Source organism: Phenylobacterium sp. NIBR 498073 (genome assembly GCF_027286305.1).
Taxonomy (GTDB): domain Bacteria; phylum Pseudomonadota; class Alphaproteobacteria; order Caulobacterales; family Caulobacteraceae; genus Phenylobacterium.
The window spans coordinates 1286233-1312065 of the sequence record NZ_CP114599.1; the positions used below are offsets into that span (position 1 = coordinate 1286233).

Consider the following 25833-nt stretch of genomic DNA (forward strand, 5'->3'; position numbering starts at 1 on the left):
GATCAAGGGCGGTGGCGGGGATGGCGGCGAACCCGCGCGGAGCCCGCTAGGCCGGTCGTTATCAGATCGGCCGAGATCAGCGCGCCGGGCGAGTTGGTCGCCCGGCGCGTTCAAGCGCCTTTAGGAAAGTGGCCTCTCAGGTGGCATCATGCCCCCCTTTCCGCGTTGCTATTCTTGAGGATCCGCGCGCGCCCTTGAAATGGCGTCGGTTACGCTACCTCACTCGCCGAATTGGGACTCCAGTGCAGAATGCGCTGGTTCTCCTGGCGCAATGCCCCCTGGAACTCGCCATCGAACCTATCATTGCGAGGCTTGGCATGCCTTGGACGTCTCGCGACCGCGAAAGGTGTATCCTGTTCCGCATCGGAGGGTGCCACTCACGCGCCGCCCCGTTCGGTCGCCGCGTCACGTTCCGAATGATCGTGAGTTGCTATCAATTGCGCCCATTCCCCCGGATCGGCGACGGTTCTCGCCAGTAGTATTGAAACCTCGGACGCTGAGTCCCGAACCATCAGGCGTCCGGCAATCGCGGCGGCAGAAGGATCATCTTGCGCCTGGCAGAGGTACCGTTGTCCGGGTCCGGCAGCCTCGCTCTGTCGGATTTCGACTGCCCAATAGCCCGGCATCTGCGAGCGATGGATTCTTTGAGAAATCGTGCTCATGAGGGTGAGCTTTCAGGACCGGGGCCAGAGCTACGCTGCGCGTGTCCTTTCCGTCCCTGAGGGGCGGTCAGCCACTCTCAATCATTGTTCTAATAGCGCAACCGCGCCGAATAGTCCCATATAATCGGCCAATGGCCCTAGATGATGTCGACTTTGCCATTCGGAATCGGTCACGTCTTTCGGAGTAGTGCAGTCAAGCTCTGCACGGCTTGGGTTAGCGCAAGGACCTCTTTTTCACGTAGCTGGTCGATTTTCTCGTGGAGGAGCTCAATTTCGAGCTCGGCCTTCACATTGATTCTATAATCGTTGGCCGCTTCCCGGCGGTCCACGTCCTGTTGGCGATTCTGGCTCATCATGATGAATGGAGCCGCGTAGGCAGCCTGGAACGAGAGCGCCAGGTTCAGCAGGATGAAGGGGTAGGGGTCCCACTTGTGGACATAGGCAGTGATATTCAACGTCACCCACAGGACTAGCAAGGCCGACTGGATCACAATGAAGCGCCAGGAACCCATGGTCGCTGCAACCAGGTCCGCAATACGCTGGCCGAGCGTGAGCGGCGCAGTGACGACGTTTGGCGCAAGAGCCCGCTGACTTCGGCGCAGGGTTCTCAGCTCGGCCAGTAGCCTGGCTTCTTCGTCGTGCAGTTCATGCCGTAGATTCAGCGCGCACATGATCATTGCCTTCCGGTCGGTCCGCAGCGCCTGGTCGTGACGTCAGCCGCCCAATATCACCGGAACAACGGCCGTTCGCCCGCCGATGAGCGGAGGCGACTCGCGGCTATCGTGGCGCCTCGAAGATCAGCTCCGCGTGACCGCCCTGATCAGCGATGTCGCGCGCTGCTTTTGTCGCTGCGTCCCGAGCTGGACCTTCCGCCAGATAGTCTCCAAGGAAAACGTGGTCGCGCGTTACGTGCCAGACCCCGCCCACCCGCGAGGTGCGGATCGCAATGGGCGGATGGAGGCCGCTGGCTTTCGCGACCGGCGTGTTCGAGTGGGACCTCACGGAAGGCCGCTCGGCGGCTTTCGCGTCTTGAAGGCGTCCGAGCCGCGCCACTTCGTGCAAGAAGGCCTCGGCGTAGTCGGCGGTTTCGACGTAGTCGTGCTCGTGTGCCCCGCGGCGCGTGTTGGCGAAACGCTCATGCATTCGGCTCAAAAAGCCGGGCTGCCCTTCCGCCAACTGAGCCATTAGGGCCTGAAGGATCTGTTCGTGCGCCAGCACGCGGCGCTCCAGGTCGGTGTTTTCGACGGCCATTCTGACCTCCATGGGAACATTGTGTGTTCCTTGGTCGGGGCCGACTCGCAGCTCGAGCCTCGCCCGTACCTCATGTAGTGATGCGCTAGGTCCTCCGCCATGCAGGTCGGCCAGGAGATAACTTGATTGAACTTTTAATCGTCCAGCTTCGAGACCTCGGCCTATGATTGAAAACTCTGCAGCTCGACTGGCGTCGCGTGGGTATGGACCAAGGAAATAGCGGTCCCAGGGTGCGCGTCCGCGACCTGGACGCGTGCGCGCAGCTGGCTTGCGAGCGCCGCGACGATGCTGGTCCCAAGACGGGGAGAGGCGCTCGGGGCGTCCTTGGGCATGCCGACCCCGTTGTCCGTGACGGACAATGTCCAGTTTGGGCCGTCCGCGTGGTACCCGACCACGATCCTGCCTGGCTGCGCGCTGGGAAAGGCGTGCTTCAACGCGTTGATCACGAGTTCGGTGACCGCCAGTCCAAGGCTTACAGAAGTGTCCGCAGGAACGGCGCTAGCATCCACGTCCACCTCCAGGCTCAAATGGCCGGGATCGCGGATCATCGATGCGCCGATGCTCTCGCAAAGCTGCGTGAAATAGCCCAGCAGCTCGACGTCGCCCAGGCGAGATGCGGCTAACTGCTGCTGCAGGGTGGCAACCGACATAATCCGGCTGTGAGCTTCCTTCAGATGGCTCCGCGCCTCTTCCGACTGCACGCGGCGCGCGCTCTGGAGGATCACGCTGGCGATGATCTGAAGGCTGTTTGCCACTCGGTGCTGGATCTCCTGAAGGAGGACGACCTTTTCTCGAAGGAGGTCTTCCTTCAGTTTGTCGGCGAGCCGCGCGTCGGTGACGTCGGTCACTGAGAGCAGGATTCGAACGTGCTCTGGATTGCCGTAGTCGAGCCTATGCGCATTGACCACCAAACGTCGCGGTTCGGTCCAGTCGCCCATCAGATCCATCTCATAGGCGTCGATCTGGGCGACTCCGGCCGCCGTCGCTTTCAGCAAAGTCCGCAGCTGAGGGACATTCCAATCACCTGAGCGCAGTTCGAAAATGGTACGCCCCTCCGTTTCCCCGCGAGCGAGCTGGAAAGCGTGGAAGAATGACGCGCTCGCCGCCACGACCCTGAAGTCGCCGTCGAGGAGGATCAGTGGCGCGGTCGAGGAACCGACGACGGCCAAAGCCAACGCAATGCCGGCATCTGGATCAATCTTGGCCCGAGCAGCGATGGCTGTCCCTCCAAAACCCGGAGTCTCGCGAAGCGAAAGACGTATCCCGGCCGAGATCGGGACACCGAGGCGTCCTCAGTTAATAGATCTATGCTAGCACGTCCTAAAGCGCCGCGCCCGCCCCAGGATCGTGCGATCGGATATGCTTACCCAATGCGTGTGGCTCTAGCCGGCATGCTTGCGGGGGGCTGATGGCCGCGCCTTGACGCTCATGCTTCTTCGAGCTCAGGACGAAGGTCTCCGAACCCATGTCCTCAAGCAGAGCGGCTTGGGCTCCGGACGCGGGCATGTCCTCCAACTTTGCACTCATCGTCCCTGAAGTCTCCACACGCCAGCGCTTAAGAGGACGGTGCGCGCGGCCGGCAGGCAGGGAGCCTTGAGTTCATGAAGAGCCCCTTCAAGCGGCTGGCCGCGATGTCGCTCACCGCGGCTCTAAATTTCGGCCCTGATATCGGCTTCGGTTGGAGCGATGCCTCGGAACCAAGACACGAGAATCTTGGTCGCGTTCCTAACGGTCCCGGAAATCCAGGTAACGCAAGTGGCGCCGCGGCTGGCTTGGGCCGGGCCTGCTTGGGTTTTCGCGGCTCCCGGCTGGATCGCTTCTGGCCTTTGGCCATCGTCGGCGCCTTTCAGGTTTGAGGATGAGGATGTGCGAACGCAAAGCTGAGCAGCACATCGTTCGCGTGCGCGCCGGCGCGTGCGGGATTGAAGAATCCGATGTCCAACTGGCTCGGCGTATCGTCCAGGACGGTCAGCCTGTCGTCCCGCCATTCGCCGCCGTCCAGTGCGTGCTGCCCCCGCACCTCGAGCCGGCAGTCAATGTCCTGCGCGGGTATGTCGATACGTTGTTCACGATCTTGACCGCCGATCTGAGAGCCGTAGACGAGCCGCGCCGGCGTCGCGGCCGTCGCGCCGACGCCATGCACCTGAACCGCCCAGCGATGGACGCCCGTCTGCGGCCCAGCGGTGGCAGTAAGTCGAACGGTCGAGCCGGTCGGCATAATCATCTTGTGCATCGCACGTCCTTTCAACTGGACCGCATTAGGTTGCTCGTGACGAAGGCTTGGTTCATCGCGACAAGCTGGCGGGACGTCTCATCTTCAGGGACGCGCTCGCCGCCTCACACCTTCGCCACATGACTACTGGCCTCCGCTGAGCGGATTTGGCGGCCGGATGGGGGCGCGGCCGTGCAAGCGCTCCACGATCTGCCTCAGGCGTTCGACCTCAGCCGACAGCGCGGTGACATCGCTCTGGAGTTGGTGGTTTCTCTGGCGCAGGTAGGCGTTCTCCCGCGCGAGATCGTTCGGAGGAGCGAGAGTCATCGCTTCGGCCTCCAGTTCAGCAACGAGAAGGCCTTAGGCAAAAGCATCGCGCTCACGACTAGGAGCGCGGACGCTACGAAGAGCGGGGACATTGCGGTCTCGGATACGTGCGCCGCCTCGGGGACGATCGACCGCTTCGGTCGCGGCACACGCCCGATGGCGCCTACTTCATATGGGGACGCGCATCCGAAAAGCTAGGACGGAGCAACGACCAGGTCCGTCTGAATAACCGAGGCACAGCTACGGAACGGATATCGAACGTGGATCGAAGTCCCCGGACGCTGTAGGCTTCCGGATCTTGCGACGCCGATATCGTTGAAGAGCCGGAGCCGTCGCAGGCTTGCCCGGTGGACGGCGCGATCCATCCGAGCCCGCGTTCATCGAGGCGGAAAACTGCATCGCCTTGGCCTGCGAGCCCACGGCGCTTGCCCAAGCACGGAAGCCGATAGAGAGGCGCGATGCACCATACTCCGCTGATCGCCATGATCGCCGCCGGCTTCGCGTCCGCCCTCCTCTTGGGGATGCTCGCCAGCCGCCTGCGGCTTTCCCCGATCGTTGGATATCTGGCGGCCGGCGTGCTGGTCGGCCCCTATACGCCTGGCTTTGTCGGCGATGCGGAAGTCGCCGCCGAGCTTGCCGAGATCGGCGTCATCCTGCTGATGTTCGGCGTCGGATTGCACTTTTCCTACCGGGACCTCATCGCGGTTCGGAAGATCGCCCTTCCAGGCGCCTTGGTGCAGATCCTCGTCGCCACCCTGCTCGGCATGGGTTTGGCGTGGTGGCTCGGCTGGTCGCCGGCCGCGGGGCTTGTCTTCGGGCTGGCCCTTTCGGTCGCTAGCACGGTGGTTCTTCTTCGAGCTCTGACAGAGCGGCAACTGCTCGACACACGAAGCGGCCACATCGCCATCGGCTGGTTGATCGTCGAGGACATCGCGATGGTTTTCGCGCTCGTCCTGCTGCCGATCTTGGCTGGGGCTCTGTCAGGCGACACCGGGGGGCCGGGGCCGCTCATCCTCTCGCTGGGGCTTACCCTGGCCAAGCTTGTGGCGTTCGGCGTGCTGATGATCGTCGTCGGCCGGCGCCTCATTCCGTGGCTCCTCGCGCGTGTAGTGAGGACTGGTTCGAGCGAGCTCTTCACCCTGTCGATCCTGGCGGCGGGGATCAGTATCGCCTACGGCGCCTCGGCGCTGTTTGGCGTGTCGTTCGCCCTGGGGGCCTTCTTCGCCGGCATGATCCTCAAGGAATCCGAGCTCAGCCATCGGGCCGCCGCCGACACCCTGCCGCTGCGCGACGCCTTCGCCGTGCTCTTCTTCGTATCGGTCGGGATGCTGTTCGACCCCGCCGTGCTCGTCGAGCAACCCCTCGCAGTTCTTGCAACGGCGCTGATCATCATCGTCGGCAAGTCCATCGCCGCCTTCGCGATTGTGAAAGCCTTCCGCAAGCCTACGGACACCGCCGTCCTCATCTCGGCGAGCTTGGCCCAGATCGGCGAGTTCTCGTTCATCCTCGTCACCCTGGGGCTCAGTCTGGGCCTGTTGCCTCCTGCAGGCCGCGATCTCGTGCTCGCCGGGGCGGTGATCTCCATCATCCTCAATCCCCTGGTCTTCCTGTTTGGGGACCGCGCCCGCGCCCGGCGCGCCGCGGCCTTGGCCCGGGAAGTCGAGGCCGAACGAGAGCATCAACCCTACAGGACCACGGCTTCCGATCATGTGATCGTTGTCGGCTATGGGCGGGTCGGAAGGCTGGTCGTGGAGCGGATGAAGGAGACTGGGCGGGTCTGTGTTGTGATCGAGGACAGCCTCGAACGCGTCGAAGAACTTAGAACGAGTGGCTTTGACGCCGTCCTGGGGAACGCCACAAGGGCGGCGGTTCTTGCCGCGGCTGGCATCGGCCGCGCCAAGAACCTGATCGTCACCGTCCCGAATAGCCTCGAGGCCGGAGAAATCATTGCTCGCGGACGAAACGCGAATCCGAGCCTGCGAATTGTCGGGCGCGCGCAATCCGACCGTGAAATCCAGCATCTGCAGGAGCGAGGCGCGGACCGGGTGATCATGGGCGAGCGAGAGATCGCGCGCTTGATGAGCCTGGAAGTCTAGGCGATCGCCTCGTGATTGGCCCTGCGCTCTCCTCGAGCAGGGATGCTGGCGGCGACCTGGTCCAGCGCCCGCCGGACCGGCGGGCGGTATGGCGGGAGAGTGGTTCGGCAATCTCGTTGGCGTCGACGGGTGATGTCGGGTCGGAGTTTGATGCGTTACGATTGCAGTTCCGGCTTCCGGCGCAGGCGCGTGAAGGTGGTCTGTCGATCGAAGTGTGCGCGCCGCGGCCTATTGAGCTCGGGCTTGACCTCCGAGGAGACCCCATGATGACTACCAAAGACATCGCCCTCGACGCGCGCTTTCTCGCGCAGGAGCGCATCGTTGACGCGCTGCTCCGCGCCTTGGCGATTCGACAGCCGGAATTGCTGAGCGCCATCCGCGGCATATTGGTGGACACTGAGTTCTCACACTCGGGCAAGCCGGGAGAGCATGAAACGGTGCATCAACAGATCAAGAGCCGGCTCGACCTCGCCTCACAGTTCGCCGACGCTCATGGAACCGCCCAGGACTGACTGTGCCGTAAGAAGACGCTGGGTGCGTAAGGTAACAGGAGTTCGTCAAGCGCGGAGCTGCTGGGAAATCGAGGGCTTCGAGGACGAGGACTGATTTTCACGAGCCTTCTCAAGCGTGCAAACTCGGCCGTGTCGGGCCCTGCCCGAGGGGCGCCGTGGTCAGGCTGCGGGGATTAAGGCGGATAATCGCCGCATAATGTGCGGCGAAAGTGCTTGCCTGTGCGGAGAATGGGCGCCATTTTCACCGCAGAAAGTGCGGAGAAAATGGCGCCCTACATCCACGAGCAAGGCGACTGGCCCCATCTAACTTGGGACCATAAGCAGCTCGAGGCGCAGCTTGCTGCAGTCCGCCTTCGGCAGGGCAAGCTCATTGGCAGGATGGAGACGCTAGGATTTCAGCGTCGAGCGGAAGCCGTCCTTGAGACCCTCACCGCCGATGTCCTCAAATCGAGCGAGATTGAGGGGGAGCAACTCGACAAGGGCCAAGTCCGCTCCTCTATCGCGCGGCGCCTGGGGATGGATATCGGCGCGCTCACGCCGGCCGACCGACATGTCGAGGGCGTCGTCGAGATGATGTTGGACGCCACCCAAAATTACGGTGCGCCGCTCACCGACGAGCGCTTATTCGCGTGGCACGCCGCGCTCTTTCCGACGGGCCGGAGCGGGATGAGCCGCATCCTGGTCGGCGCGTGGCGCGACGCAGCCTCTGGCCCCATGCAGGTCGTCTCCGGCCCAATCGGGCGTGAGCACATTCATTTTGAAGCGCCGCCTGCCGAGCGGATGGAGGCCGAGATGTCGGCCTTCCTCGTCTGGTTCAACGGCGATGACACTTTAGATCCGATCCTGAAGGCGGCCCTCGCTCACCTTTGGTTCGTCACCATCCATCCCTTCGCCGATGGGAACGGCCGGATCGCGCGCGCCATCGCCGATCTTGCGCTGGCCCGCTCCGAAGGCAGCGCGCAACGCTTCTACAGCATGTCCGCGCAAATTCGCCTCGAGCGGAACGCCTACTACGCCATCCTGGAGCGCACCCAGAAGGACGGCCTCGACATCACCGCCTGGCTGCAATGGTTCCTGGGGTGTCTCGATCGTGCGTTTGACGGCGCCGAGACCACTTTGGCGAATGTCCTTCGTAAGGCGCGCTTCTGGGAGGCCTTGGCGGGGCAGGCGTTCAACGAGCGTCAGAAGCGCATGCTCGACCTGCTCCTTGAAGGATTTGAGGGGAAGCTGACCAGCTCGAAGTGGGCGATCGTAACCAAGACCTCACCAGACACGGCGCTTCGGGACATCGACGATCTTTTGCGCCGCAGGATCCTGGTCAAGGATCCGGCCGGTGGGCGCAGCACGAGCTACTCCTTGATCGAGACGCCTGCGGAAGCTCTGCGGGCCGTCGCCGCCTATACTCGCGCGCATGCGGCCATCTCCGCCTGGGATGGGCCGCGTATGCCGACACCGGCGGAGACGGCGGCGCGCCAGCGCCAGATTGAAGACCTCGCTGGTGAGATTGAGGCGTTGGCGCAGCGCAGCGAGCAGGCTGCCGTGACCTACCGCGAATTCGAGGCTTGTCTCACGGCGCTCCATCAGCAGGGGTTTCATCCCGACCCGCCATTAGTCTCGGCTGTCGCCCACGCTCTAAGCCGGGTGGCCTGAGGGGGTCGCGAGTGGCGTTCGGCTCGCCTTGTGAGAGCCTGGTCGCGAGAACCCCAGACGCCCGGGCTGAGCGAAATCCTAGGGTAGGGGAAAGAGCTTCCTGTTGCCTCTGGGTACCGCCGGCGACTTGCCATGCCGAGCCGTCCTACGGATTCGCCATCCGCCCTTTTGGTGAAGATCGAGCTGATCCTCGCAGGGGTGTCGGTATTTATTCGGCGATCCGTAGGAGGCGACCGCCACAGAGTGCTTGGCGCAAGGGCTCGGCGGTGGAGTCGCACCCTTGCCGCCGTGATGGGGAATCATGACGGCCGTGAGATCGGACTGAAGATCGGTGGGAATGGCGTGATATCCGGCGTCGCCCGTGAGCAGCACGGCTTGTCCATCATACGCCACGCGCATCGCGTACCCGGAGTTGTTGCGGTCGCTCGCAGGTCCATTGCAGCGCTTCAACTTGAAGCCGCCCAGGTCGAGCGAGCCCGAGATGAAATTCAGGTTGGAGCCGAGCGACTTCTGAAACTTCGCCGTGCGTGGTCCGACCGGCTGGTCAGGGGCGTACCACTTCAACGTCCGGAGGATCGGATGTTCGTAGGCCAGCGCATAGTGGTCGAAGTCACAGTGGGAGAGGATGATGAAACCCTTGTTGCAGGGCGTATGGTCAGGGCGTCGTGGGAATGATCCACGGTTGAAGAAGATCGGGGCTCCAACATCGAAATAGCCGACGCACTGTCCCTGTCGCCAAAAGGCGACGCACGCAGCCTGCCCGACATCAATCGCTTCAATCCGAGACGTCTGGCTGGGGGCCAAGAAAGCAATGGCATCGATTTCGGGCGCCTCGATCCGCGTCGTGTGAGGAGAGGCGCAGGCCGTGGTTAGGAGTGCGACCGCGTCGGGGCCCAACGCGTCTCCAGCTGTGACTGCGACCGCATTGGTGGCGATGGGATCACCGAAGCCATCACCTTCTGAGGGGATCAGCCAAGTGCGCGGGTTGCCGGGCGACTTCTCGGTGGTGAGGCTCACCCACGAGCCTTCCTCCGGGATGGCCCGATCGACGCCGATATATTCTCGGAGCCGGTCTGGTGTGGTCAGCAATCTGACCAGGAAGAGGGCGTCGTCCCGCTCGATGGCAAGAGGATCGGCATCAAACAGGTCGGCGTCGACGGCGTCCAGATGAAGCGCCAGCCGCGAGCGCGGGTTTTCGTCCTCTGCCGGGATCACAGAGTCCACGAACCCATAGAGGCGGCGCGGCAGCCGCCTTTCGGTAGGCCGAGGTGTTTGACGGCGCGCCATGGTCAATCTCGCTCATTCTCAGAGCGCATTTTCCGGGCGCAATCGTAAGTAGTTGTTGACGGCGCGTCTGCAGAGTCGCCCGCGCAAGACGCCTTTGGGCAATCCGCCGAGGAGGCCCATCTCGATCGCGCGCCGCGTGCGGTCGCGCCTCCTAATAGAACGAGGGATAGACGGTGATCCGCAGCGGCGTTGTCCTTGCCATGGCCCTTTCGGTTCCGCACTTGGCGCATGCTGATCCATGCACGGCGCCGTTGCCGTCCGCCGGGACCGTTTTTTCCGGAGCGGTTCGCTACGTTGGTGATGGAGACAGCCTCTGCGTGGGGTCTTCGGCCGACCCAGGTACATGGATCGAAGTACGTCTGTCGGACTTCTATGCGCCGGAACTTGCCGCGCCGGGCGGGCATGAAGCCAAGAACGCGCTGAGCGATCTTGCCGAGGGCAGGAAGGTTAGCTGCCGGGCGGGCAAGCGTTCCTACGACCGGGTTGTGGCGCAGTGTTCGCTGAACGGCGCCGACTTGGGCGACCTGCTGCGTCGACGTGGTGTGATCGAGGGTGGGAACGGCTGGCGCTGACGACGATGCGGCCAACACCTTGACGCTGATTGTCTCGTTCGCAACCGTGGGGTGGGAGCTGGGCCATGGAACACCTCACCAAATCTCGGATCGCCGAGTACGAGCAATGCGAGAAGCGCTTCTGGCTCTCCCTGCATCGGCCCGAATTGGCCGCAGTCGCCAGCGGGGCCTTGTTCGCCGGCGGCAATCAGGTCGGAGGACTGGCGCGCGCGCTTCTCCCGAACGGTGTGGCCGTAACTGAGATCGATGCCGTCGCCGCTGTCGAGCAAACGGCCGAGCTAGTTCAGGCTCACCCGGACCGCCCGATTTTCGAAGCCGCGTTTCGACATGAACGCGTCCTTGTGCGGGCCGATGTGCTGCTGCCTGAGGAGGGCGGCTGGCGCATGATCGAGGTCAAGAGCAGCGGGTCGGTGAAAGCCTACCAACTCGCCGACCTCGCCACTCAGGTCTGGGTGACTCAAGGCGCAGGTTTGCCCCTCGCTGGCGCCGTCATTCGGCACGTGGACACCAGCTTCACCTACCCTGGTGGCGGCGATTACGCGGGCCTGTTCAAGGATGCTGATGTCCACGGCGAGCTTGGCCCCCTGGTCTCAGGACGCGCGGACCTGGTCCGCGAGGCCTGGGGACTCGCGCTGGCTGGCGAGCCGGCGAAGGAGCCGGGTCCGCACTGCTCAGACCCTTTTGAGTGTCCATTCACTGCCTATTGCCTACAGAATGCGCCGACGCAGCCTGACTATCCCGTCACACTCCTGCCCGGCGTCGCCGGCAAGAAGATCGCGGCTCAGCTCTCAGCGGCGGGGTACAACGATCTCCGTGACGTGCCGGTCGGCGCTATCGAGCCGCCCGCCCAAGTCCGCATTCACGAAGCGACGCGCTCTGGCGTGCCCTACCACGACCGCGCCGCGTTCGCCGCTGCGGTCGGCGCATGGTCATTCCCGCGCCACTACCTCGATTTCGAGACGATCGCCCATGTGGTTCCTCCCTGGGCCGGCACCCGGCCTTACCAAGCCGTCCCGTTCCAATTTTCGTGTCACGTTGAAGAGGCCGACGGCGCGCTCACGCATGCCGGCTTCCTCGACTTGTCAGGCGATGATCCGAGCCGCGCCTGCGCCGAGGCTCTGATCGACTGCATCGGCGATGAGGGAGCAATCATCACCTACAATGTCGCCTTTGAACGCGGTTGCATCACCGGTCTAGCTGCCAGGTTTCCGGACCTCAGCGACGCGCTGATGGCCCGTGCTGAGCGTCTCGTCGACGCGCTCCCGCTTGTTCGAGCGCACTACTATCACCGCGACATGAGGGGATCGTACTCCATCAAGGCGGTGCTCCCGGTGGTGGCGCCGCATCTCTCCTACTCGGACCTGGAGGGTGTGCGGGATGGGCAGGGCGCGCAGATCGCATATCTTGAAGCCACCGCGCCGGAAACGACGCTGCAACGCCGAGTCCAGCTGCATGGCCAGCTCAGCAGCTATTGTGGGCTCGATACCCTGGCCATGGTCGAGCTGGTGCGGGCGCTTTCGGCATGAAACGCTTGGATGAGGTGGTGGTCCACCTCCTTCGGCCTCATCCGAGCAGAATATTGAAGAGGATTGGCCTGGCCGTCCAATCACCCTCAGCGAGGCGCGCGGCAGGGTTCTGGATTGCCTGCACCTGCGCGCGATCGGTCAAACAATTTGCCACAAGATAGAGCCAGAATTTATCGCCATGAGTTTGGGCCGCACGAAGTTCGCCGGCGGTGAAGTCGATGCTGGTGAAGGCTGCGGACACGGTTCCTTTCACCTCGACGCGCTGCAGTTCACCGGATGAGTCGACATAGTCGATGTCCCAGCCCGGCCTTTCGCCCTCGGCGGCTCGGTGCACCAAAGTTGCTGGGCCCAGAGTATGACGAATGAAGGCGAGGGCGGCGCGTTCAGCCCAATCGCCAACTTCCTTAGCGCGCTTGGATTTCCGGTAGCCACCATTGGGTCCGCCGCCCACAGTTTTGCCTCTGGGTACGATCAGGTTATCGGCGGCTTGCGGCGTGGCTGGCTGTGGAACGATGGTCGGGGCGCTTGTGCCCGTCGGGCGTCCGGCGGCCGCGACAATCCGTTCAAACACGTCCTGATCGAGGGTGCGGACGCCGTTGCGCCACATGTTTGGGGCGATCTGCTCGTAGAAGACGCCATCCGGCTTGGCGGGGACGGGCGGTGTAAACGGCACATAGTCTTCAATGGTGCAGAACCAGGACGGCCGCGAACTCCCCGTTGTTGCAGGATCTTGCCGGATTTCCCCGATCCGGCCGCGACCAAAGTATTCGGCCTGGCCGCGAGGACCATCCTTCCAGTGAACGCCGCGGTAGTAGACGAATGGTTCGCCCGTCCGGATCTTGTTCTTGTACTGATTGGGGTAGTGATACTGGACGCCCGTGATGTCGTTCCAGGCGTGGTCGGGATTGAGAACAACGTCGTTGGTGGTCAGGACAATCGGCATCAGGCGGTTCTGTATGAGAATGGCGGACGCCAAATGGGCAACCGTATTCATTACAGTGGCACGTCGATGTGAGGCGGCGCCAGCCTCTGAACTGGCCAGCACGGGTGGCTGACGGTTGCAGGCGTAGACGTCACACGCGCTGTTCGCTTGCCCGCCTGCCCACCGGCTGCCCGATGGGTTCGTTCATGCTATGTCCCGGAAGCGCAACTCGCGCCCTGCTTGATTCGGAATTGAGCGTCGGTGACGGATTTCAGCTTCTACGAGTTTTTCGCCGGCGGCGGCATGGCGAGAGCTGGCCTAGGGCCGGGCTGGACGTGCCTGTTCGCCAACGACTTCGATCCGATGAAGGTTCGCGCCTATGCTGACAATTGGGGCGACGAGCATCTTGTCTGCGAGGATGTGGCCAAGATCGCTGTGGCCAACCTTCCGGGTCTAGCCGACCTCGTCTGGGCCTCGTTTCCTTGCCAGGACCTTTCGCTAGCCGGGGACTACAAGGGACTTGGTCGTCACGATGCCAACGAAGTCACCCGTTCGGGAACCTTCTGGCCGTTCTGGCGACTGATGCAGGACCTGAAGAGGGAGGGGCGTGCTCCGCCCGTCATCGTACTCGAGAACGTGCTCGGCGTGCTGACCTCAAAGCGGGGCGCCGACTTCGCTGCGATCGCAGAGACCTTAGCAGCCAGTGGATATTGCTTTGGTGCGCTCGTGCTCGACGCCCGGTGGTTTGTCCCCCAGTCGCGGCCGCGGGTGTTCGTGGTTGCGGTGCGCGAGGATATCGAGGTTCCCGCTGAACTCACGCTGCATGAGGCCGGCGACGGCTGGTCACCGGCAATGTTGCGCAACGCGCATTCGAAGCTGACACCGTCCCTAGCTGCTCGCTGGATCTGGTGGAAACTTGCTGAGCCGACCAACCCGCAGCCGAGGTTCGCTGACCTTCTGGAAGAGGAGCCGCAGGACGTAGAATGGCACGATCCCAGCCAGACAAAGAAGCTCCTGGAAAGCATGTCTGCGTTGAACCGGCGGAAGGTCGAGCTAGCCAAGACGGCGGGGCGCCGGATGGTGGGCACGCTCTACCGCCGGACGCGTCCTGATCAGGATGGCGGTCGCTCCGTAAAGGCTGAAGTCCGCTTCGACGACATTGCCGGATGTCTACGGACGCCCGCTGGCGGGTCCTCTCGCCAGAGCCTTTTGATTGTGGATGGTGAGCAGATCCGCTCGCGATTGCTGTCGCCGCGCGAGGCGGCACGCCTGATGGGGCTGCCTGACAGCTACAGTCTGCCGACGCGCTACAACGACGCATATCATCTAGTTGGTGACGGCGTTGTCGTTCCGGTCGTCCGGCACCTTGCCAATCAATTGCTCGAACCGCTCGTGCTTGCTGTGCGCGGTTCGGACCGGATGGCGGCCGAGTGAGCGCCCCCTCTGCGATCGAAGACGCCAAAGCACTCGATCTGGAGGCAGCACTCACGCATTTCGCGGAGGCCCACGGCGTACGCTCCAAGGGCGCGCTCTGCCTTCCACTGGTTGTCACTGACCACGCCCGCGTCATGGGCCTGCCGCTCGACCCGAACCGGTTGCGCACAGACAAGGAAGGTCAGGTGCTCGGCCTCGGCAAAGGTAAGGTTCAACAGATCCTTGCCCGGCACGGCATCGACCGCGTGCTAGCGGAGGAGGGCGGGCGGACGAGCCGCGGATCGCTTGGCAAGATGAGTGCGTATGTCGCCTTCTTGAACGCCCGATCGGCCGAAGGCGCGTTCGATCTGGATGCGGTGGAGAAGTTCTGGATTGCACGGGTGCGCGAGTTCTTCGCGGCAAAGCCCTTTGTGCTGCGCATCGATCCTACCCTGAGCCTGCGATCCGCCTTCCGCCATCTCTTCGCCCAGGCGGAGGCGCGCCAGAAGGAGATGCAGGGAACAATGGTCGTGGGTACGATCATGCAGCATCTGGTCGGGGCTAAGCTCGAAGGTGTCTTTGGCGCGACCATTGGCCACCATTCTGCCTCGACCAAGGACGAGGGACAGGCCAGGCCTGGCGACTTCAACATCGGTGACCTCGCCATTCACGTCTCAACGGCGCCGGGCGAAGCGTTGATCCGAAAGTGCCAGGCAAACCTTGCTTCCGGGCAGCGGCCAGTAATCGTTACCACGGCTCGCGGGGTGACAGTCGCTGCTGGTCTCGCGGAGAATGCAGGCATCGCCGAGCGACTGGATGTCTTCGACGTAGAGCAGTGGCTGGCTGCCGAGATTCTCGATCGCGCTGGCGACAGCATCGTTGGCCGAAATCAGGCGGTGGTTCAGCTGCTTGATCGCTACAACGCCATCATTGGTAAGGTGGAAACCGACCCTTCGCTAAGGATCGAAGTGGCTGCAGCTGGGCGCGGCGGTTGAGCCCATGGGCTTCTTGAAACGTCCCTTCGGCTTGGATCGTCCGCAATCCCGCGACGCCTCCGAATCCTCCCAACGCTCAATGATCGTCCAAAGCTCCAGCGAACAGAGCGGCGACGTGATGGATCGCTACTATGACAGTATGGGGCGCATCCAGGCGGCTAGGCATGCCTCCACGACCATCCCAGCAGGGAAGCCTTGAGCCAGATCATTAGCGGGAGCGGGCCTGGCCCCTAAGTTTTTATGTATGAAGCGCATTCTCTTCCTTTGCGTCACCAACTCCGCACGCAGCCAGATGGCCGAGGGCTTGGCCAGAAGCATCCTGGGAGACCGGGCCATCGTAGGAAGCGCCGGGTCGGCACCCACGGCGCTCAACCCCAACGCGGTTGAGGTGATGAACGAGATCGACGTGGACATTTCCCATCACGCCGCGAAATCCCTGGATGCCGCCGACGTAGAGGTCGTCGATCTCGCGGTGACGCTCTGCATGGACGAGGTCTGCCCCGTGCGGCCGGGACGCATGCGTCGATTGCACTGGCCCGTTGCGGACCCGGAGTCCGGCGATCCCTCGCTCACGCCCGAAGACCTGCGGGCGCGCTTCCGGACCGCGCGGGACCAGATCAAGGCCCGCATCGAGGTCTTGGCGGGTCTGCTCGATCTCCCGCCGGGGCCCGACGCCCAGGAATTCCACAGCAGCATTCGTGTCGGAGACTTGGCCGCCAGCACGCGGTTCTACGCTTGGCTGCTCGGGACCTGGCCCAAGGAGTGGACGCACCGCTACGCGACCTTCATCCGCAGTGACCTGAAGCTCAATTTCGTCCTGCTCGTCTCGGACGGAAAGACGCTGAACCACGACACCCTCTATCACCTCGGAATCGAGGTCGCGGATCGCGAGGCGGTGGTCGCCGCCTACCACAAGGCGCTCGGCCTCGGGGCCAAGGTGGAGAAGCCGCCGCGGACGACGTGGAAGGGGACGCCCCTGCATGAGCTGTGGCTCACCGATCCAGACGGCAACCTGATCGAGGTCTATGCGCGTCTGACCGAGCTGCAACTGTCTGAAAAGCCAGCGGACGAATCGCCGGTGTTCCTAGTTCCCGGCACAGCCTGAGGTCCCCGATGCTCGAGTACCATGTCTCCGCGCGACGGCAGGACCAACACGGCAGCTTGGCCGCCTGCAAAGACGCCGAGATCGTCCTGGACACGGACATGAACGGACGCCCCGACGCATTCAATCCGGCGGAGCTGTTCCTCGCTTCGATCGCCGCCTGCATGATCAAGGGCATCGAACGGGTGACGCCCATGCTGAAGTTCGATCTGCGCGGCGTCGAGGTCAGGCTGCATGGCGTGCGCCAGGACGCCCCGCCGATGATGGTCTCGGTGGACTACGAACTCACGGTCGACACCGACGAGGACGATCAGCGCCTGGAACTTCTGCACAAGAACGTCCGCAAGTACGGCACGATCTCGAACACGGTGGCGCAGGCGACGAAGCTCGTAGGCGTCATTAAGCGCAAGGCCTGACGGTCCTTGGACGGCCTGCTTGCACCAACGCGAGCTTGGCGCGGGGCCGATCCGTCGCTGCGAGACGAGGAGAGAACGAAATGAGCCAGGATTTTGCACAGGTCGCCGATGACGTGATCGCCGGTGTCGGTCTGCTGCGCCACGGCGCGCCAGAGGCGATGAAGGCCTTTGCGGGGCTGGCGACAGCGGCCACGTCGACCCAGACCATCGACAGCAAGACAAAGGAGTTGATGGCTCTGGCGATCGGCATCGCGGTCCACTGCGACGGCTGCGTCGCTTACCACACCAAGATGGCGCACCAGCACGGCGCCACCCGGGAAGAGGTCGCCGAGACGGCCGCGCTGGCCATCTACATGGGCGGCGGCCCGGCGGCGGTGTACGGGGCCGACGCGCTGCGCGCTTATGACCAATTCAGCGCCATCGGCGGTGGCTAGATGCGCCCGTGTGCGCGGCACGGCCAATGACCAGCAAATCGCGCCCACAGACGCTGCTGGAGGTGCTCGACCGGGGGCCTAGGCACCTGTTCTTCACCGGCAAGGGTGGCGTCGGCAAGACCTCGCTGGCCTGCGCCAGCGCGGTCCAACTGGCCGACGCCGGGCGTCGCGTGCTGTTGGTGAGCACCGATCCGGCCTCAAATCTCGACGCGGTTCTGCAGACGGAACTGGCAACCGCCCCGAGAGCGGTCGCCGGCGTCGAGAACCTTCAGGCGATGAACATCGACCCTGAGCAGGCGGCCCGAGACTATCGGGAGCGGACGACCGCACCCTATCGCGGCGTCCTGCCGGCCCACGACCTGGCGGCGCTTCAGGAACGGCTGTCCGGGGCCTGCACGACCGAGGTCGCCGCCTTCGACGAGTTCGCGCTGCTGGTCAGCGACCCCGAGAGAACAGCGGCGTTCGATCACATCATCTTTGACACTGCGCCCACGGGGCACACCCTACGGCTACTCGAACTGCCGGCGGCCTGGAGTGGGTTTCTGGAAACCGCGCCGGGGGACGTCTCCTGCCTGGGCCCCCTGTCGGGCCTGAAGACGCAGCACGACCGCTATACGCAGACGCTCGCGGCCCTGGCTGATCCCGCCCTGACGGCGATGGTCCTGGTCGCGCGCCCCGATCGTATCGCCCTCCTCGAAGCCGCCCGGACCCGGACCGAACTGCACGGCCAGGGTATGGACAACCAGCTGCTGGTCATCAACGGCGTCTTTCACGCGACCGATCCCAGCGATCCGCTGGCCGTCGCCTTCGAACGCCGCGGCGCTTCCGCCCTGTCGCAGATGCCGCACGAGCTGATCGGGCTGCCGCGAACCGACATCGCGCTGCGTCCCACCAACATGGTGGGGCTCGACGCCCTGCGCTCGCTTCTGAAGCCGGCGGAACGGCTGACGCCGAGTCCACCCGCGCCCGTCACCGTGCCGTCCGGCGTGTCCAGCCTGTCCGCACTGGTCGACGAGATCGCCCGGTCCGGGCATGGCCTGGTGATGGTCATGGGCAAGGGGGGCGTCGGGAAGACCACCGTGGCCGCCGCGGTCGCCATCGGCCTGGCCAAGCGTGGACTGCCGGTGCATCTGACCACTACCGATCCGGCGCAGCACATTCGCGAGACCCTGCAGTCCGAACTCGTCGGGCTGCGCGTGAGCTACATCGACCCAAAGCAGGAAGTGCAGCTCTACCGGGCGCGCACGGTAGAGGCGGCGCGATCGACGCTGTCCGCCGAGAAACTCGCGCTCCTTGAAGAGGAGTTGAGATCACCCTGCTACGAGGAGGTCGCCGTGTTCCAGGCGTTCTCCCGCATCGTCATAGCCGGACGCAAAGAGTTCGTGGTCATGGACACGGCCCCGACCGGCCACACGCTTCTGCTTCTCGATACGGCGGGAGAATACCACCGACAACTGACCCAGCACCCGGTCAGAGGCGTCCGAATCCGAACGCCTCTGATGCTGCTGCAGGATCCGGACTTTACGAAGATTCTGATCGTCGCCCTGCCTGAAACGACCCCGGTGCTTGAGGCGAGCGCCCTCCAGGATGATCTCCGCCGAGCGCAGATCGAACCGTTCGCCTGGGTGATCAACGGGAGTCTCGCCGCCGCGCATCCGAGCGATCCGGTGCTGCGAGCTCGGGCCGCCGCCGAAATATCGCAAATCCGCAAGGTCAGGGGGCACCTCGCGCGACGGGTCGCCCTGATCCCGTTCCAGATTGAGGAGCCGGTCGGCATCGACCGCCTGGGCGCTCTCGCCATTGACGGAGGGTCATGACGCGCACACGGGAAGGGGGCCGGGCCGCGCATCCCCGGCGCTCAGGGTCTTCATGACGACCACGGGCGCAAAGCCCCCGCCCGGCGTGCGGAAATTGGTCGTCTGCCCCTGGTAGAGGCGCGCGGCCGCTAGGAGCGTCTCGCCGGCATAGGTGTAGAGCCGGACGTCCAGCTTCCGGGTCTGCGGGTCGCCGTCCACCTGGACCCGCCGCGCACTCGGCGCGGCGAAAGCCTGGGCGATGAAATCGCCCTCCAGGATGCCCGCCCAGGCCCCGCGCGTCAGCTTGTCGCCGCGATAGACCGCCTTGCCGGCATGGCCGCCGGCGGGCTTAAAGAACAGCGACTTCCGTTCCGCCCAGAGCTCCGCGGCGTTGCCCGCCGTCACCCGCTTCGCCTTCGGAAGCGCTGCAAGGATCCGACGCTGCTCGGCGTCGACACCTAAGGCTTCGAGTTGCTCGGGATCCGAGAGGAGGGTGAGGTTGCGCTTGTCGGCTAGCAGCGCGTGGTTGCGCGGGTTGGGCGTCACGACGACGGCGTCGGCGAGATAGGCCTGCTTCAGCGCGGCAGACTCCGGGCGGTCGAAGGTGAAGTCGACGAGGCGGTTGTAGACGAGGTCGATATTGAGCTCCCCCAGGACCAGACGTCCTCTGTCGAAGCGAAGATCACCCGGATCGGCGATCACCGCTTCGAGGCCCTGGCGCGCGAAGAACGCCTGGGCCAGCAGGAACTCGGGATAGAGGTATTGGTCTGCTGGAGCATCATCGACGATGGCGACGACCCTCGGGCGGCCGGTTCGACCTTGCAGTTCCCATTCGGCCGAGAACATCCCCCACACTGCAGCTTCGAAGTCCGCCAGGGGATCGGCAGCGGGGACCAGCGCGCGGACCTCGGGACAGCAGGCGACCTGGGCCTGCGCCAGAAGCGCATTCAGGAAGGCCCCGCCGGCGTTGGTATTGACCTCAATCAGCTTGGGGCCGGTTGGCGTCAGGTGGAAGTCGTAGCCCATGAACGCGCCGCGTGGGCCGGTGGCGACCTTGGCGATTTCCGGCGCCCAGGCGAGAACCGTCTCTTGATAGCTCGCGAGTTGGGCCGTTGCTTCGATGGCCTGGACGATCTTGCTCATCGCCGCCAGGTCGGCCTCGGACAGGAAGACCGGCGCGCTGGAGAAGAGATGGGCCCGGTGCTGCTTGAGCAAGTTGACGGGCACGACGTCGGCCGCCGCCTGCTCGACCGCGGCCCAAACCTGGGCTTGGTCGATGTCGATGCAGAAGCAATCCTGGTTGAGCCGCTCCTCCAGGGTGAGCGAGTTCATCAGCCGGCCTTGCGCTCATGGATCATCGCCATGGCTCCCAGTTCATCGCCAGCCGTGACGCGGCCGTCGGCCTTACGCTCACTGTAGCGGTCGACGAGGTAGTCCGCGCGGTCGCGCGTCAGCAGGGTGAATTTGTAGAGTTCCTCCATCACGTCCACGACGCGGTCGTAGTAGGCCGACGGCTTCATCCGGCCGTTCTCCTCGAACTCCAGATAGGCCTTGGCCACCGAGGACTGGTTCGGGATGGTGATCATCCGCATCCAGCGGCCGAGCAGCCGCAGAGTGTTCACGGCGTTGAACGACTGCGACCCGCCGCTGACCTGCATCACCGCCAGGGTCCGCCCCTGGGTCGGTCGCACGCTGCCGACCTCGAGCGGAATCCAGTCGATCTGGGCCTTCATCACGCCGCTGATTGCGCCGTGGCGTTCGGGGCTGCACCAGACCTGTCCCTCCGACCACTGTGACAGCGCCCGCAGTTCCTGCACCTTCGGATGGTCCGGCGTCTCGGCGTCCGGCAGCGGCAGGCCGCGCGGATCGAAAATCCGGGTCTCGGCGCCGAACCGCTGTAGGATGCGCGCGGCCTCTTCGGTTAGGAGGCGGCTGTAGGACCGTTCCCGCAAGGAGCCGTAGAGCAGCAGGATCCGGGGCGGATGGGTCGAGACCGCAGGCGGCTCCAGCTTCTGCAGCGTCGGCGTGTCGAGGAACTGCGGCTGCAGGGCGGGGAACTCGGACATCATGGCCTCAAAAGAAACGCGAGCGACTTCCAACTGTCGCAATATTCTTATATCGTGGAAATATGGAAACGAAACCTGCCGTCGCAATCCTCGCCGCCCTCGCGCACGAGGGCCGCTTGGCCACCTTCCGCCTGCTGGTGCAAGCCGGATCGCAAGGTTTGGCCGCCGGCGAAGTCGCGAGGCGGCTCGACGTGCTGCCGAACACACTTTCCGCCAGCCTCAGCGTGCTGAGCCACGCGGGCCTGATCACTTCGCGCCGGGAGGGCCGCTCGGTGATCTACTCCGCCAACTATGACGCCATGCGCGAGCTGCTCGCCTTCCTGATGGAGGACTGCTGCGCAGGCACCCCCGAAATCTGCGCGCCGCTTGCCGCCCTCGCCAGCCAGGGCTGCAAGGCCGAAGCCCTGCGCGCTTGAGGAACCGCCATGACCGACAAGATCTACAACGTCCTCTTCCTCTGCACCGGCAACTCGGCGCGCTCGGTGATTGCCGAGGCGCTGATGAACCGAGAGGGCCGCGGCCGCTTCAAGGCCTTCTCGGCCGGATCGATGCCGACCGGGCGCGTCAATCCTCATACGCGACCGATCGTCGAGAGCCTGGGTTTCGACTTCGGCGATTTCCGCTCGAAATCCTGGGAGGAGTTTGCCCAACCCGGCGCGCCTGTGCTCGATTTCATCTTCACCGTCTGTGACAACGCCGCCGGCGAGGTCTGCCCGGTCTGGCCGGGCCAGCCGATGACCGCCCACTGGGGCGTGCCGGACCCGGCGGCGGTCGAGGGTTCCGAGGCCGAGATCGGCGCGGCCTTTTCCGAGACCGCTCGGCTGCTGGGCAATCGGATCCGCCTGTTCCTGAACCTTCCGCTCGACAAGCTCGACCGGATGTCCCTGCAAGCTAGGCTTCGCCAGATCGGCGAAGCCGCCCATGAGACGAATCCCGCCCAATGACCATCGCAACGCCGGCCGTCGCCGAGGCCCCCAAGCCCATGTCCCGCTTCGAGCGCTTCCTCACCGTTTGGGTGGCGTTGTGCATTGTGGCCGGGGTCGGCCTCGGTCACCTCTTCCCAACCGCTTTCCAGTCGATCGGCTCGGCCGAGGTCGCCAAGGTCAACCTGCCGGTAGCGGTGCTGATCTGGCTGATGATCATCCCGATGCTGATGAAGGTCGACTTCGGCGCCATGCGCCAGGTCGGCCGGCACTGGCGGGGTATCGGGGTGACCCTGTTCGTCAACTGGGCGGTAAAGCCGTTCTCAATGGCGGCCCTGGGCGCCTTCTTCATCGGATACCTATTCCGGCCCTACCTGCCGGCCGGAGAGATCAACAGCTACATCGCCGGCCTGATCCTACTGGCGGCGGCGCCCTGCACCGCCATGGTGTTCGTCTGGAGCAATCTGACGCGCGGCGAGCCCAATTTCACGCTCAGCCAAGTGGCCGTGAACGACGCGATCATGATCGTGGCCTTTGCGCCCATCGTCGGCCTGCTGCTCGGCCTCTCGGCGATAACGGTGCCGTGGGAGACCCTGCTGATCTCGGTGGGCCTCTACATCATCGTGCCCGTCGTGATCGCCCAACTGCTGCGCACGGCGCTCATGCGGCGTGGCGGCGAGGCGCACCTCCTGCAAGTCCTGGGCAAGATCGGTCCGGTCTCGCTGACGGCACTACTTGCCACCCTGGTGCTGCTGTTCGGTTTCCAGGGCGAGCAGATCATTTCGCAGCCGGCGATCATCGCGATGCTCGCCGTGCCGATCCTCATCCAGGTCTACTTCAACTCGGCCCTGGCCTATTTCCTGAACCGGTTCACCGGCGAGGCGCACTGCGTGGCCGGCCCTTCGGCTCTGATCGGCGCCAGCAACTTCTTCGAGCTCGCCGTCGCCGCCGCCATCAGCCTGTTCGGCTTTACCTCCGGCGCGGCGCTCGCCACCGTGGTCGGCGTGCTGATCGAGGTGCCGGTGATGCTCACTGTCGTCGCCATCGTGAACCGGTCGAAGGGCTGGTACGAGCGCGGCGGCGCAGTTCAACGGGTGGCGGCGCAAAGCGCCCCGCCGATCATACGGTGACAGCCATGTCCGATTTCCCGATCACCATCTTCCACAATCCGGCTTGCGGCACCTCCCGCAACACGGTGGCCATGGTCCGGGCCGCCGGCTACGAGCCGGAAGTCGTCGAGTACCTGCAGGCCGGTTGGACGAAGCCCCAGCTTAAGGACCTGCTCGCCGCCATGGGCGCAGGTCCGCGCGACATCCTGCGGGAGAAGGGTACGCCCGCGGCCGAACTCGGACTCCTGGCCCCCGGCATGTCGGATGAGGCGATCCTGGATGCCATGGTCGAGCACCCCATCCTCGTGAACCGGCCGATCGTCGTCACGCCCAAGGGCGTGAAGCTTAGCCGCCCGTCGGAAGTGGTGCTCGACCTGCTGGAGCGGAAGCCTGAGAGCTTCATCAAAGAAGACGGCGAGGTCGTGCGACTGCGCGCATGACGCGCTTCGCCTCGACCGCAATGGCGTCGGCCGCTTGGGGCGTGGCGGGTGTCGCGGCGGCGCTGCTCCTGGTTCAGCTTCTCGCGCCCTTGGGGGCGACGGGGTCGTTACTGGCGTTGTCGGCGGCGGCCGGTTACGCAAGCCTGACGGAGTTCGGCGCGCGGCGGGGGCGGGATCCGGCGCTCGGCTCGCTGGCCGAGGCCGCAGCGGCCGGTCTGGTCCAGTTTCTGGGTGTCTGGACGCTTATAGCGCTTACCGGGCCCTGGGCGGCCCAGGCCGATGAGTTCCTCACGACCACGCGCTTTCGATTCTACGCCGCCGTGGCGCTGGGCGGCGCCTTCACCGTTTCGCTGCTGCTGCGGCTGGTCGCGCAGCGGCGCCCGGATCTTCCGGGACGACTTCTCGTCCAGGGCATGACCTTCTGGGTGAGCCCGTTCTTTGGCTTCTTCAGCCCGGTGGTGTTCGCGGCCATGTCGGTCTCTGGCTTCGGCGGAGCGCCGACTGGTTTGGCCGGGCTTGGTGTCGCGGCGGGTATGGTCGCGACGCATCTCGCCGGCCGCTTCCTGGCCGATTGGTTCACCGAAGCCCGCTGACCTTGAGGTGCCCTAAGCCGGCGCAAGCGCCTCGGCGATCTGGCGCGCGGTCTCACGTGCGGATCGCATGACGCCCGTCAAGGTCGCGGACGCAAAGCCCGTCCACTCGCCATAGCCGACTAGCCACAGGCGCGGCTCCTTGACTGAGCGCGTGCCCTCGACCGCCACACGTCCGGACGGTTCAACTACGTTCAGGTCGGCCAGATGCTGCAGGGCCGGTCGGAAGCCGGTGCACCAGATCACTGCATCCACCTCGGTTTCCCGCCCGTCGGGCCACACGACACCGCGAGGGGTGAAGCGCCCGAAAGGACGGACCGCCTTCAGCACGCCGCGGTCGCGGGCCGCCCTCACGGGCGGCACCATGACGACATCGCCGAGCCCGCCCGGAGGCGGCGCGTCGGCGCCGATCCCTTGCTTTGCCTGCCAGCGAGCGGTGGCCCGCTCGAACAGCACGCGGCCGTCCACGTCATCCGGGAGGAAGGTCGGCGGTTCCGGTGTCACCCAGGTTGCGTCGGCGACCTGCGACACCTCGGCGAAAATCTGCGCCCCGCTGTTGCCGCCGCCGACCACCAGTACCCGTTGGCCCTTGAAGACCTCGGGGTTTCGATATTGCGCCGAGTGGATCTGCACGCCTTCGAAGCGCGGCTGGTCGGGATAAGGCGGCCAGTAGGGCGCGCGCCAAGTGCCGGTTGCGCTAACCACGGCTCGAGTTCGCCATGTGGCGGGGCAGGTCTCGACCACGAGCGCACCCGCCTCCGCGTGGACGAGGTCAACCTCGGCAGGCCGGATGACCGGCAGTTCGTAGCGCGCCTCATACGCGGTGAGATATGCGATCACCTCATCGCGGGTCGGATAGGCTTCGCCGCTTGACGGCATGGGCCAACCGGGAAGCGAGCTCCACTCAGCGGGCGAGAACAGCCGAAGCGAGTCCCAGCCGTGGCGCCAAGCCCCGCCGGGGTCGGGCTCGCCATCGACGATCGCAAAGCGCAGGCCAGTCCGGCGCAGGAAATATCCTATGGCGAGCCCAGCCTGGCCGCCGCCGATGACGATGACGTCGAAGCTCGTTGGAGAGGACTTCGTCATGCGTATTTGCCTCCTGTAGTCGGCAATACCTCAAGATGGAGCCTGGGGCGCTGCTCAGCATCCCCCGCCGGTCTCTCGATTTTCTGAGACTGGAAGTTGATAGTTGACCCCGAGCGCCGGCGGTAGCGGCCGGCTGGCCGAAGCCGGCGCGATGCTTCGCGACCCAAATACCTAGCCGACGAGCTCTGCCAGCGGCGCGGCCAGAGCCCCGGCGATCTTCTCCAGCACAGTGATCGTCGGATTGCGAACGCCCCGCTCGACGCCAGAGACGTAGGTGCGATGCACGCCTGCGCGGTCGGCGAGGTCCTCCTGCGAGATGCCCTGAGCCTCCCGCAGCCGCTTCACGTTGAGCCCCACTCGCCGACGCACGTCCATGGCCCGAAGGGGCCGGGACGCAGCCTTTTGATCTACAGCCTATGAGTCTCAATTGAGTTGACTGCTCGCCA

At 64.7% G+C, this 25833-nt stretch carries 27 protein-coding genes; 17 read left to right on the forward strand and 10 right to left on the reverse strand.

Annotation, left to right across the window (positions count from 1 at the left end; translation table 11 throughout):
- Window positions 1-832 precede the first annotated feature (832 nt).
- From O4N75_RS06585 to O4N75_RS06595, 3 genes are all read right to left on the reverse strand, one after another.
- Window positions 833-1333 (reverse strand): DUF1003 domain-containing protein, encoded by a 501-nt coding sequence (locus tag O4N75_RS06585; protein ID WP_269628553.1) that lies wholly within the window; start codon window positions 1331-1333, stop codon window positions 833-835.
- Between the two features lie 106 nt (window positions 1334-1439).
- The gene (locus O4N75_RS06590; RefSeq protein ID WP_269628554.1) at window positions 1440-1913 is read right to left on the reverse strand and encodes a hypothetical protein; all 474 of its coding nucleotides are present in this window, start codon (window positions 1911-1913) and stop codon (window positions 1440-1442) included.
- 161 nt (window positions 1914-2074) lie between these two features.
- On the reverse strand, window positions 2075-3082 hold the full coding sequence (locus O4N75_RS06595; protein WP_269628555.1) for a PAS domain-containing sensor histidine kinase: 1008 nt from the start codon (window positions 3080-3082) through the stop codon (window positions 2075-2077).
- Between the two features lie 432 nt (window positions 3083-3514).
- On the opposite strand from O4N75_RS06595, the gene O4N75_RS06600 reads away from it, so the two are divergent.
- Window positions 3515-3769: a hypothetical protein gene (locus tag O4N75_RS06600; protein WP_269628556.1), complete on the forward strand. Its 255-nt coding sequence runs from the start codon at window positions 3515-3517 to the stop codon at window positions 3767-3769.
- Here the strand turns inward: O4N75_RS06600 and O4N75_RS06605 are convergent.
- Window positions 3760-4146 carry a hypothetical protein gene (locus tag O4N75_RS06605; RefSeq protein ID WP_269628557.1) on the reverse strand — a complete coding sequence of 129 codons (387 nt, stop codon included), beginning with the start codon at window positions 4144-4146 and terminating at the stop codon, window positions 3760-3762. The two genes, O4N75_RS06600 and O4N75_RS06605, sit on opposite strands and share 10 nt — an antisense overlap.
- A gap of 764 nt (window positions 4147-4910) precedes the next feature.
- Here O4N75_RS06605 and ybaL point away from each other — a divergent pair.
- The 3 genes from ybaL to O4N75_RS06620 all read left to right on the forward strand — a co-directional run bounded on the left by ybaL (window position 4911) and on the right by O4N75_RS06620 (window position 8710).
- Window positions 4911-6548 carry a YbaL family putative K(+) efflux transporter gene (ybaL, locus tag O4N75_RS06610; RefSeq protein WP_269628558.1) on the forward strand — a complete coding sequence of 546 codons (1638 nt, stop codon included), beginning with the start codon at window positions 4911-4913 and terminating at the stop codon, window positions 6546-6548.
- Between the two features lie 263 nt (window positions 6549-6811).
- Window positions 6812-7060: a hypothetical protein gene (locus tag O4N75_RS06615; RefSeq protein ID WP_269628559.1), complete on the forward strand. Its 249-nt coding sequence runs from the start codon at window positions 6812-6814 to the stop codon at window positions 7058-7060.
- 228 nt (window positions 7061-7288) lie between these two features.
- On the forward strand, window positions 7289-8710 hold the full coding sequence (locus O4N75_RS06620) for a Fic family protein (RefSeq protein WP_269628560.1): 1422 nt from the start codon (window positions 7289-7291) through the stop codon (window positions 8708-8710).
- Between the two features lie 78 nt (window positions 8711-8788).
- Here O4N75_RS06620 and O4N75_RS06625 read toward each other — a convergent pair whose 3' ends face one another.
- A complete protein-coding gene (locus O4N75_RS06625) occupies window positions 8789-9997 on the reverse strand; it encodes a hypothetical protein (RefSeq protein WP_269628561.1) in 1209 nt (402 codons plus the stop codon).
- A 173-nt stretch (window positions 9998-10170) separates the two neighbouring features.
- Here O4N75_RS06625 and O4N75_RS06630 point away from each other — a divergent pair, with 173 nt between their 5' ends.
- Window positions 10171-10569, forward strand: a complete 399-nt coding sequence (locus tag O4N75_RS06630) for a nuclease (protein WP_269628562.1) — start codon at window positions 10171-10173, stop codon at window positions 10567-10569.
- A gap of 65 nt (window positions 10570-10634) precedes the next feature.
- Entirely contained in the window at window positions 10635-12095 is a 1461-nt protein-coding gene (locus O4N75_RS06635) for a DUF2779 domain-containing protein (protein WP_269628563.1), read from the forward strand.
- 37 nt (window positions 12096-12132) lie between these two features.
- Here O4N75_RS06635 and O4N75_RS06640 read toward each other — a convergent pair whose 3' ends face one another.
- Window positions 12133-13038 carry a DUF3883 domain-containing protein gene (locus O4N75_RS06640; protein ID WP_269628564.1) on the reverse strand — a complete coding sequence of 302 codons (906 nt, stop codon included), beginning with the start codon at window positions 13036-13038 and terminating at the stop codon, window positions 12133-12135.
- A gap of 240 nt (window positions 13039-13278) precedes the next feature.
- Between O4N75_RS06640 and O4N75_RS06645 the strand changes: the two genes are divergently transcribed.
- From O4N75_RS06645 to arsA, 6 genes are all read left to right on the forward strand, one after another.
- The gene (locus tag O4N75_RS06645) at window positions 13279-14451 is read left to right on the forward strand and encodes a DNA cytosine methyltransferase (protein WP_269628565.1); all 1173 of its coding nucleotides are present in this window, start codon (window positions 13279-13281) and stop codon (window positions 14449-14451) included.
- The gene (locus O4N75_RS06650; RefSeq protein ID WP_269628566.1) at window positions 14448-15425 is read left to right on the forward strand and encodes a DUF4928 family protein; all 978 of its coding nucleotides are present in this window, start codon (window positions 14448-14450) and stop codon (window positions 15423-15425) included. The genes O4N75_RS06645 and O4N75_RS06650 overlap by 4 nt, the downstream gene beginning before the upstream one ends.
- Before the next feature lie 244 nt (window positions 15426-15669).
- Window positions 15670-16530, forward strand: a complete 861-nt coding sequence (locus O4N75_RS06655) for a VOC family protein (RefSeq protein ID WP_269628567.1) — start codon at window positions 15670-15672, stop codon at window positions 16528-16530.
- 8 nt (window positions 16531-16538) lie between these two features.
- Entirely contained in the window at window positions 16539-16943 is a 405-nt protein-coding gene (locus O4N75_RS06660; protein ID WP_269628568.1) for an OsmC family protein, read from the forward strand.
- 80 nt (window positions 16944-17023) lie between these two features.
- The gene (locus O4N75_RS06665) at window positions 17024-17377 is read left to right on the forward strand and encodes a carboxymuconolactone decarboxylase family protein (protein WP_269628569.1); all 354 of its coding nucleotides are present in this window, start codon (window positions 17024-17026) and stop codon (window positions 17375-17377) included.
- A 26-nt stretch (window positions 17378-17403) separates the two neighbouring features.
- Entirely contained in the window at window positions 17404-19194 is a 1791-nt protein-coding gene (gene arsA, locus O4N75_RS06670; RefSeq protein ID WP_269628570.1) for an arsenical pump-driving ATPase, read from the forward strand.
- On the opposite strand, the gene O4N75_RS06675 is transcribed toward arsA, so the two are convergent.
- Both O4N75_RS06675 and arsH read right to left on the reverse strand, forming a co-directional pair.
- A complete protein-coding gene (locus tag O4N75_RS06675) occupies window positions 19189-20505 on the reverse strand; it encodes a hypothetical protein (protein WP_269628571.1) in 1317 nt (438 codons plus the stop codon). The genes arsA and O4N75_RS06675 overlap by 6 nt on opposite strands.
- On the reverse strand, window positions 20505-21239 hold the full coding sequence (gene arsH, locus O4N75_RS06680) for an arsenical resistance protein ArsH (RefSeq protein WP_269628573.1): 735 nt from the start codon (window positions 21237-21239) through the stop codon (window positions 20505-20507). Before arsH ends, O4N75_RS06675 begins: the two co-directional genes overlap by 1 nt.
- A 62-nt stretch (window positions 21240-21301) precedes the next feature.
- On the opposite strand from arsH, the gene O4N75_RS06685 reads away from it, so the two are divergent.
- The 5 genes from O4N75_RS06685 to O4N75_RS06705 are packed head-to-tail and all read left to right on the forward strand — an operon-like array spanning window position 21302 to window position 24304.
- Window positions 21302-21655, forward strand: a complete 354-nt coding sequence (locus O4N75_RS06685) for a metalloregulator ArsR/SmtB family transcription factor (protein ID WP_269628574.1) — start codon at window positions 21302-21304, stop codon at window positions 21653-21655.
- A 9-nt stretch (window positions 21656-21664) separates the two neighbouring features.
- Window positions 21665-22183 carry an arsenate reductase ArsC gene (locus tag O4N75_RS06690; protein ID WP_269628575.1) on the forward strand — a complete coding sequence of 173 codons (519 nt, stop codon included), beginning with the start codon at window positions 21665-21667 and terminating at the stop codon, window positions 22181-22183.
- 38 nt (window positions 22184-22221) lie between these two features.
- On the forward strand, window positions 22222-23292 hold the full coding sequence (arsB, locus tag O4N75_RS06695) for an ACR3 family arsenite efflux transporter (RefSeq protein ID WP_269629338.1): 1071 nt from the start codon (window positions 22222-22224) through the stop codon (window positions 23290-23292).
- Window positions 23293-23297: 5 nt separating this feature from the next.
- Window positions 23298-23711: an arsenate reductase (glutaredoxin) gene (gene arsC, locus O4N75_RS06700; protein ID WP_269628576.1), complete on the forward strand. Its 414-nt coding sequence runs from the start codon at window positions 23298-23300 to the stop codon at window positions 23709-23711.
- Window positions 23708-24304, forward strand: coding sequence for a hypothetical protein (locus O4N75_RS06705; RefSeq protein WP_269628578.1), 597 nt, complete (start codon window positions 23708-23710; stop codon window positions 24302-24304). The genes arsC and O4N75_RS06705 overlap by 4 nt, the downstream gene beginning before the upstream one ends.
- Window positions 24305-24316: 12 nt before the next feature.
- Here the strand turns inward: O4N75_RS06705 and O4N75_RS06710 are convergent, their stop codons facing one another.
- Window positions 24317-25387: an ArsO family NAD(P)H-dependent flavin-containing monooxygenase gene (locus O4N75_RS06710; RefSeq protein ID WP_269628579.1), complete on the reverse strand. Its 1071-nt coding sequence runs from the start codon at window positions 25385-25387 to the stop codon at window positions 24317-24319.
- A 171-nt stretch (window positions 25388-25558) separates the two neighbouring features.
- Window positions 25559-25762, reverse strand: coding sequence for a helix-turn-helix transcriptional regulator (locus tag O4N75_RS06715; RefSeq protein ID WP_269628580.1), 204 nt, complete (start codon window positions 25760-25762; stop codon window positions 25559-25561).
- Window positions 25763-25833 lie beyond the last annotated feature (71 nt).

Coding starts and splice junctions, on each gene's coding strand:
- ybaL (WP_269628558.1), top strand. CDS start 4,911: ATGCACCATACTCCGCTGATCGCCATGATCGCCGCCGGCTTCGCGTCC.
- O4N75_RS06620 (WP_269628560.1), top strand. CDS start 7,289: ATGGGCGCCATTTTCACCGCAGAAAGTGCGGAGAAAATGGCGCCCTAC.
- O4N75_RS06665 (WP_269628569.1), top strand. CDS start 17,024: ATGAGCCAGGATTTTGCACAGGTCGCCGATGACGTGATCGCCGGTGTC.
- O4N75_RS06615 (WP_269628559.1), top strand. CDS start 6,812: ATGATGACTACCAAAGACATCGCCCTCGACGCGCGCTTTCTCGCGCAG.
- O4N75_RS06705 (WP_269628578.1), top strand. CDS start 23,708: ATGACGCGCTTCGCCTCGACCGCAATGGCGTCGGCCGCTTGGGGCGTG.
- O4N75_RS06690 (WP_269628575.1), top strand. CDS start 21,665: ATGACCGACAAGATCTACAACGTCCTCTTCCTCTGCACCGGCAACTCG.
- O4N75_RS06585 (WP_269628553.1), bottom strand. CDS start 1,333: ATGTGCGCGCTGAATCTACGGCATGAACTGCACGACGAAGAAGCCAGG.
- O4N75_RS06590 (WP_269628554.1), bottom strand. CDS start 1,913: ATGGCCGTCGAAAACACCGACCTGGAGCGCCGCGTGCTGGCGCACGAA.
- O4N75_RS06600 (WP_269628556.1), top strand. CDS start 3,515: ATGAAGAGCCCCTTCAAGCGGCTGGCCGCGATGTCGCTCACCGCGGCT.
- O4N75_RS06660 (WP_269628568.1), top strand. CDS start 16,539: ATGCTCGAGTACCATGTCTCCGCGCGACGGCAGGACCAACACGGCAGC.
- O4N75_RS06605 (WP_269628557.1), bottom strand. CDS start 4,146: ATGCACAAGATGATTATGCCGACCGGCTCGACCGTTCGACTTACTGCC.
- arsC (WP_269628576.1), top strand. CDS start 23,298: ATGTCCGATTTCCCGATCACCATCTTCCACAATCCGGCTTGCGGCACC.
- O4N75_RS06635 (WP_269628563.1), top strand. CDS start 10,635: ATGGAACACCTCACCAAATCTCGGATCGCCGAGTACGAGCAATGCGAG.
- O4N75_RS06710 (WP_269628579.1), bottom strand. CDS start 25,387: ATGACGAAGTCCTCTCCAACGAGCTTCGACGTCATCGTCATCGGCGGC.
- arsH (WP_269628573.1), bottom strand. CDS start 21,239: ATGTCCGAGTTCCCCGCCCTGCAGCCGCAGTTCCTCGACACGCCGACG.
- O4N75_RS06685 (WP_269628574.1), top strand. CDS start 21,302: ATGGAAACGAAACCTGCCGTCGCAATCCTCGCCGCCCTCGCGCACGAG.
- O4N75_RS06715 (WP_269628580.1), bottom strand. CDS start 25,762: ATGGACGTGCGTCGGCGAGTGGGGCTCAACGTGAAGCGGCTGCGGGAG.
- O4N75_RS06655 (WP_269628567.1), top strand. CDS start 15,670: ATGAAGCGCATTCTCTTCCTTTGCGTCACCAACTCCGCACGCAGCCAG.
- arsB (WP_269629338.1), top strand. CDS start 22,222: ATGTCCCGCTTCGAGCGCTTCCTCACCGTTTGGGTGGCGTTGTGCATT.
- arsA (WP_269628570.1), top strand. CDS start 17,404: ATGACCAGCAAATCGCGCCCACAGACGCTGCTGGAGGTGCTCGACCGG.
- O4N75_RS06640 (WP_269628564.1), bottom strand. CDS start 13,038: ATGCCGATTGTCCTGACCACCAACGACGTTGTTCTCAATCCCGACCAC.
- O4N75_RS06625 (WP_269628561.1), bottom strand. CDS start 9,997: ATGGCGCGCCGTCAAACACCTCGGCCTACCGAAAGGCGGCTGCCGCGC.
- O4N75_RS06675 (WP_269628571.1), bottom strand. CDS start 20,505: ATGAACTCGCTCACCCTGGAGGAGCGGCTCAACCAGGATTGCTTCTGC.